General features: G+C 69.5%; 6 protein-coding genes. 1 reads left to right on the top strand and 5 read right to left on the bottom strand.

Translation table 11 applies throughout. The features are described from left to right. The 5 genes from AQI95_RS19830 to AQI95_RS19810 all read right to left on the bottom strand — a co-directional run. The coding region (locus tag AQI95_RS19830) for a LacI family DNA-binding transcriptional regulator (protein WP_159056550.1) at positions 1-589 on the bottom strand (589 nt) is incomplete at its 3' end. 49 nt (positions 590-638) lie between these two features. Further along, on the bottom strand, positions 639-2,300 hold the full coding sequence (locus tag AQI95_RS19825) for a glycoside hydrolase family 13 protein (protein WP_067125117.1): 1,662 nt from the start codon (positions 2,298-2,300) through the stop codon (positions 639-641). Between the two features lie 183 nt (positions 2,301-2,483). Continuing rightward, positions 2,484-3,392, bottom strand: a complete 909-nt coding sequence (locus AQI95_RS19820) for a carbohydrate ABC transporter permease (protein WP_067124893.1) — start codon at positions 3,390-3,392, stop codon at positions 2,484-2,486. A 31-nt stretch (positions 3,393-3,423) separates the two neighbouring features. Continuing rightward, a complete protein-coding gene (locus AQI95_RS19815; RefSeq protein ID WP_079071347.1) occupies positions 3,424-4,380 on the bottom strand; it encodes a carbohydrate ABC transporter permease in 957 nt (318 codons plus the stop codon). Between the two features lie 92 nt (positions 4,381-4,472). Then, positions 4,473-5,843 carry an extracellular solute-binding protein gene (locus tag AQI95_RS19810; protein ID WP_067124891.1) on the bottom strand — a complete coding sequence of 457 codons (1,371 nt, stop codon included), beginning with the start codon at positions 5,841-5,843 and terminating at the stop codon, positions 4,473-4,475. A 193-nt stretch (positions 5,844-6,036) separates the two neighbouring features. Between AQI95_RS19810 and AQI95_RS19805 the strand changes: the two genes are divergently transcribed. Next, positions 6,037-6,490 (top strand): LacI family DNA-binding transcriptional regulator (locus AQI95_RS19805; RefSeq protein ID WP_159056549.1); only part of this gene is annotated, 454 nt, incomplete at its 3' end.

The raw sequence follows: 6,490 nt of genomic DNA, 5'->3' as shown, positions 1-6,490 counted from the left end.
GGGGGAATCCGGGTGGCCGGACCGTCCTACGGTCCAGGCCGTCCAGGTGCCGCTGGGCGGGGCGGTACGTGCTGCGGTCCGCGAGCGCGGGTCGGTCGAGGGGCCGATCGGGTGCGCCGTCGGGCTGCCGTCTCGCGTGGATCGCCGCGTAGTCGACGGCGGCGTTGAGCAGCACGACGGGGACACCCCGCTGGAGCAGGGCGCGGTACTCGTCGGCGCTGAGCCCGCCGCAGAAGATGACGCCCGAGACCTGCTGATCGAGCAACATGGTCACGTACTCGGCCTCGGTGAGCCCGCCCGCGGTGCGCGTGCAGAGCACAGGGGTGAAGCCGAGCTGCACCAGCGCACCGCCGGCGACTTCCGCGAGTGCGGGGAAGATCGGATTCTGCAGTTCGGGCAGCACCAGACCGACCAACCTCGCCCGTACACCCCGCAGTTGGGTGGGACGCTCGTAGCCGAGTACGTCGAGAGCAGTCAGCACCGCCTGCCGGGTGCCGTCCGAGACGCCGGGCCTGCCGTTCAGAACACGGCTCACCGTCGCCTCGCTGACGCCCACCCGTTTGGCCACTTCCGCCAGTCTCCGAGTCATGACGCTGCCTTCTTCTTCGTCGGGTTCCTTGTGGTGGCCGGTGCGCCGGTCAGCGCCGGCGCAGCCATACGGTCGTGTCGTCGGGCAGCTCTGCGGCACCCGGGTCGAAGCCGGGGGCGCTGGCGAGAATGACATCCGCGTCCGCGGGCAGCGGCGCTGCCGTACCGGAGAGGTTCGCCAGACACGAGAAGCCGTCGCCGCGGCCGAAGGCCAGGACGCCTGGAGCGTGTTCGGGCAGCCAGCCGAAGTCGGCGCCGTGCAGCCCTCGCTCGCTGCGGCGCAGTCCCAAGGCGGTGCGGTAGAAGGTCAGCATCGACTCGGGCCGGCCGCTCTGTGCCTGCGCGGTGTACGCGGCCCACCGCTGCGGCTGGGGCAGCCACGGCGGTGCGCTCGCGCCCTCGGGGCTGAAGCCGAACGGCGGACGCTCGCCGGACCAGGGCAGCGGCACCCGGCAGCCGTCGCGGCCGATGTCCGTGCCGCCGGTGCGGTGGAAGATCGGGTCCTGGCGCAGCTCGTCCGGGATGTCCTCGACCTCCCACAAGCCCAGCTCCTCGCCCTGGTAGAGGTAGCAGCCCCCAGGCAGCGCCAGGTCGAGCAGCAGTGCGGCCCGCGCCCTGCGGGTACCCAGCTCCAGGTCGGTAAGCACCTGGTGCTGGCGCAGCGACAGACCGAAGGAGGTGTCGGCGCGGCCGTACCGCGTGACGTGCCGGGTGACGTCGTGGTTGGACAGCACCCAGCTGGCGGGGGCGCCGACCGAGGCGTGCGCGGCCAGCGTCGCGTCGATGACCCGGCGCAGCTCGGCGGCGTCCCAGGAGCAGTTGAGGTAGTCGAAGTTGAAGGCGCTGTGCATCTCGTCGGGGCGCAGGTAGTGGGCGAAGCGCACCGGGTCGGCCAGCCACACTTCGCCGATCAGCGCGCGCGGCCGCTCGTAGCTCTCGGCGAGCGCCCGCCAGGATCGGTAGATGTCGTGCACGTCGTCGCGGTCGATGTACGGGTGCGGCACCGGCGGCGCGTCGGGGTCGAAGTCCGGCAGCGCCGGGTCCTTGGCGGGCATCGTCGCGGAGTCGATCCGGACCCCGTCCGCGCCGCGGTCGAACCAGAAGCTCAGGACGTTCTCGTGTTCCTCGCGGACCTTGGAGTTGTTCCAGTTGAGGTCGGGCTGTTCGGGCGCGAAGAGATGCAGATACCACTCGCCCGGTGTGCCGTCCGGGTTGGCGGTACGGGTCCAGGCCGGTCCGCCGAACACGGACTGCCAGTCGTTGGGCGGCAGTTCGCCGTCCGTGCCGCGGCCGGGCCGGAACCAGAACAGGTCGCGCGCCTCGGCGCCGGGCCCCGCGGCGACCGCCTCCTGGAACCAGGCATGCCGGTCGGAGACATGGTTGGGCACCACATCGACGATGATCTTCAGGTCGAGCGCATGGGCCTCGGCCATCAGCGCCTCGGCCTGCTCCAGGGTGCCGAAGGCGGGGTCGATGCGCCGGTAGTCGGCGACGTCGTACCCGGCGTCGGCCTGCGGCGAGGCGTACCAGGGGCTGAACCACAGGGCGTCCACGCCGAGTTCGGCCAGATACGGCAGGCGTTCGCGGACACCGGTCAGGTCGCCGATCCCGTCGCCGTCGCCGTCGGCGAAGGAACGCGGGTAGACCTGGTAGATGACGGCGTCACGCCACCACTGGGCGGTCTCGGCCGGCACGCTGGTCTCGGTAGGCATGGACGTCTCGGTACGCACGGAGGTCTCGGCGTGCTGCTCGGCTGCGACGGACTGATCGGCCACGGGGGCGGGCTCCTTTGAGCGAGAGGGGCGGGCAGAGTTCACCAAAGCGGGCAAATCGGCCGGGAGAAGGGCAGACGGGACCGCGACCGCGGCGGTGGGCCGCGCCTCAGCGGGTCCGGATCACCCCTTGAGTGCCCCCGCCGACAGGCCGCCGAGAATGTGCCGTTGGAAGAAGAGGAAGAGCACGATCATCGGTAGCGCCGCGATGGACAGACCGGCGATCATCTCGGTCGGCGGCACCTGCGTGGTGGATGTGGACAGCCGGTGCAGCGCGACCGACAGGGTCTGCTTGTCCGGGTCCTGGAGCACCAGCAGCGGCCACAGGAAGTCCTTCCACATGCCGACGACCGCGAAGATCGAGATCACCGCGAGCACCGGGCGGGACAGCGGCAGCACCACGCGCAGCAGCGTCTGCAGGCGCGAGGCGCCGTCGATGGCGGCGGCGTCGAGGAGTTCACCGGGGATCTGGTCGAAGAAGCGTCGCAGCACATAGATGTTGAACGCGTTGGCCGCACCGGGCAGCCACAGCGCCCAGGGCGTGTTGAGCAGGTTGAGGTGGAGCAGCGGCAGGTCGGAGACGGTCAGGTAGGCGGGCACCAGCAGTGCGGCCGCGGGCAGCATCAGGCTGGCCAGCATCCCGGCGAAGATCGCCTTCCCGAACACCGGCCGCAGCTTGGACAGCGCGTAGGCGGCGCACACGTCCACCGAGATCTGGATCAGCCAGCCGCCGGCCGCGTACCAGACGGTGTTGAGGAAGAAGCGCGCGATGTCCAGCTGGCTCCACGCGTCGTGGTACGCGGTGAGGTGCACGGACTTCGGCAGCAGCGTCGGGGTCTGCGCGGCGAACTCCCGCGGCGTCTCAAGCGCCGAACTGGCCATCCAGTACAGCGGGAAGAGGAACGCGGCGGCGAACAGCACCGTGGTGGCGGTCAGCACGGCGAAGTAGACGGCGCGGTAGCGCGGCCGGGCCAGTTCCTGGTCGGAGACCAGGCTGCGGGTCGCCGACGAGGCGGGGGCGGCTGTGGTCATGGTCGTGTCCTGTCCCTCGTGATCCCTCGTCCTAGTCCGACTCGCGGGTCAGCCGCAGGTACGACGCGGCGAAGACGCCGAGCACGGCGAAGAGCAGCACGCTCATCGACGCCGCGAGACCGAAGTCGTTGTTCACGGCGAAGGCATAGCGGTAGATCAGCGTCATCACGGTGATGGTCGAGGGGTCGGTGAAGCCGGTGAGCTGGAACGGCTCGATGAAGACCTGCATGGTGGCGATGATCTGGAGCAGCAGCAGGACGAGCATGATGAACCGCATCTGCGGCAGCGTCACGTACCGCAGCCGGGCCCAGATGCCCGCGCCGTCCAGCTCCGCGGCCTCGAACAGCTCGCCGGGGATGGACTGCAGCGCGGCCAGGTACATCAGTGTCGCGCCGCCCATGTTGGCCCAGGTGGACACCAGCACCAGCGAGATCATCGCCGTGTGCGGCGACTGGATCCACTGCGAGGTGGGCAGATGGGCGCCGCGCAGCGCGGTGTTGAACAGGCCGTCGCCCGGGTCGTAGAAGAACTGCCAGAGCATCACGCTGACGATCGGCGGCAGCATCACCGGCAGATATACCGCGATCCGGAAGTACCCCTTGAAGTGCCGCAGTTCGTTGAGGAGCACCGCGATCACGAACGGCACCGCGTAGCCGAGGAGCAGCGCGAGGCCGGTGAATTCGGCGGTGTTCTTCCACGCCGTCCAGAACAACGGATCGGCGAACAGATGACGGTAGTTGGTCAGCCCCACCCACTGTGGGTCGCTGATCAGGTTGTCCTGCTGGAAGCTGAGGATGATGCCCCGGACCAGCGGATACCACGAGAACACCGCGAAGCAGACGATGCCCGCCGCCATGAAGGCGTACGCCAGGGCGTTGTCGGCGATCCGTCGGCGCAGCCGGGCCCGCCGCGCGGTGCGTGTCCCGGTGCGGCCACGGGGCGGGCCGGCCGGGGCGCCGGGGCGGTGGGGGGCCAGGGAGGTGGCCATGGGTTCTCCTTTGTCGGCGCCCGCGGGCCGCGCCGGTCGTCAGGGCTCTGCGGGGCCCGCGGGCAACGCGGGGTCGGGTTCCGGGCGGGCGGCTACTGGGCCGCGAGCAGGGAGTCGACCTGCTTGGAGGCGCCTGACAGCAGGGAGTCGATGTCCGCGTCCTTCTGCGTCAGGACCTTCGCCATGGCGGTGTCCAGGACGGCGTAGATCTGCTGGGCCTTCGGCGGTTCGAGGACCAGGGGGATGCCGGGCAGCGACTGCGCGAACGGCGCGTAGTTGGCCACCGGCTGGTTGGCGTACTTCTTGTCGGCGGCGGCCTTGGTCTGCGCGGCGGCTCCGGTCCAGATGTTGGGCTCGGGCAGGCCGACCGGCTGCCCGGCCTGCGCCGCGCGCTGGGCGCCCAGTTCGATCCGGTCGGGGTTCTCGTACTTGAAGGTCACCCAGGCCATGGCCGCACTGATCTGCTCGGGGGTGTCCTTGGGGTTGAACATGAAGCCGCCGCCGCCGGCCAGCGTGCCCTTGCCGCCGGGGATCGGCCCGAGGCCGTACTCCTTGGGGTCGCCCTTGTACTGGGAGGCGATGGTGGGGATGTTGTCCGCGGTGGCGAGGTACATGCCCAGCTTGCCCGCGCCCATCATCTGCAGCAGGTCTGCCCACTCCAGCAACTGCCGCCGGCCCATGGAGTCGTCGGTCCATCGCATGTCGTGCAGTTGCTGCAGTACAGCCTTCCCGGTGGCGTTGTCGAAGTCGGCCTTCCAGCCGCCGTCGGGCTGCTGCTTGGCGACGTCGCCGCCGCGCGAGTACATCTCCGCGGTGAAGTGCCAGCCGCCGGTGTTGGACTTGCTGTAGTCGCCGTAACCGACGGTACCGTGGCCGAGCGCGGCGATCTTCTCGGCGTCGGTGCGGACCTCGTCCCAGGTGGTCGGCGGCTTGTCCGGGTCGAGTCCGGCCCGCTTGAACAGGGTGCGGTTGTAGACCAGGCCCATCGAGTAGTTGCCCTCGGGCAGGCCGTAGGTGTGGCCGTTCGCGTCCTGGAACACCTTGCGCAGCTGCGGCTTGACCTTCGCGACGGCCGGGAACTGCGACAGGTACGGGGTGATGTCCGCCGCCTGGTGCTTGGCGATGAGCCCGGCCGGGTCGGTGTAGTAGACGTAGAAGGCGTTCTCCAGCTGGCCGCCGGCGAGTTTCGTGGCGAACGTCTGCGGGTCCATCTGGCCCTCGTGCGGTACGACCTTGATCTTCGGGTGCAGCTTTTCGAAGGCCGCCACGTCCTGGAGGAATATCTTCCGGTGCGCCGGGTCGGTCTTGGCGGGCATGTCGTTCACCGTGATGGTGACGGTGCCGTCGGCGGATTTCGACGAGCCGGAGGAGCCGCCGCAGCCGCTCACTACGAGGGTCAGCCCTGCCGCCGCAGCGACGGCGAGGGCGGTGCGGGCTCTGCTGCCCGCCGGGAAACCGGTCATGAGTCGTCCCTGGTCATGAGGGTGATGGAGGGGCGGCCGCTCCCCGAGGTGACGCACAAGTTACGTCGCCCTCATCAGGCACGCAATACCGAAGCACATTTACGCAAAAGCCCCACAATCTTGATGCGCGATAACGCAAGAAATGCAAGGCTGACGCAGAATATCAACTGCTGATCGCGGATATAGTGCGCTCATGGTGCGCAAACTAGTGCAGGTGGCTCAGAAGGTCGGGGTCAGCGAGGCGACGGTGAGCCGGGTGCTGAACGGCAAGCCCGGAGTCTCGGACAGCACGCGACAGGCGGTGCTGACGGCGCTGGATGTGCTCGGCTACGAGCGTCCGACCCATCTGCGGGGTGTACGGGCCCGCCTGGTGGGTCTGGTGCTGCCGGAGCTGCAGAATCCGATCTTCCCGGCGCTCGCGGAGGTGGCGGGCGGTGCGCTGGTGCAGCTCGGCTTCACCCCTGTGCTGTGCACCCGGTCCGCGGGCGGGCTGACCGAGGCCGAGTACGTGACGATGCTGCTCGACCAGCAGGTCTCGGGCGTCATCTTCTGCGGTGGGCTGAGCGCCGACGAGAGCGCGTCGCTCAAGGAGCGCGGGATGCCGGTCGTCCTGCTCAACGCGGCCGTCGACCACAGCGATTTTCCTC

Origin of the sequence: Streptomyces yokosukanensis, assembly GCF_001514035.1 — a bacterium.
Lineage (GTDB): Bacteria > Actinomycetota > Actinomycetes > Streptomycetales > Streptomycetaceae > Streptomyces > Streptomyces yokosukanensis.
The sequence above is the reverse complement of the archived record's forward strand: the minus strand, read 5'-3'. Positions and strand labels throughout refer to the sequence as shown.

What these genes read in the sequence shown, in the direction of transcription:
- AQI95_RS19825 (WP_067125117.1), bottom strand. Translation starts at nt 2,300, where the DNA reads ATGCCTACCGAGACCAGCGTGCCGGCCGAGACCGCCCAGTGGTGGCGT.
- AQI95_RS19820 (WP_067124893.1), bottom strand. Translation starts at nt 3,392, where the DNA reads ATGACCACAGCCGCCCCCGCCTCGTCGGCGACCCGCAGCCTGGTCTCC.
- AQI95_RS19810 (WP_067124891.1), bottom strand. Translation starts at nt 5,843, where the DNA reads ATGACCGGTTTCCCGGCGGGCAGCAGAGCCCGCACCGCCCTCGCCGTC.
- AQI95_RS19815 (WP_079071347.1), bottom strand. Translation starts at nt 4,380, where the DNA reads ATGGCCACCTCCCTGGCCCCCCACCGCCCCGGCGCCCCGGCCGGCCCG.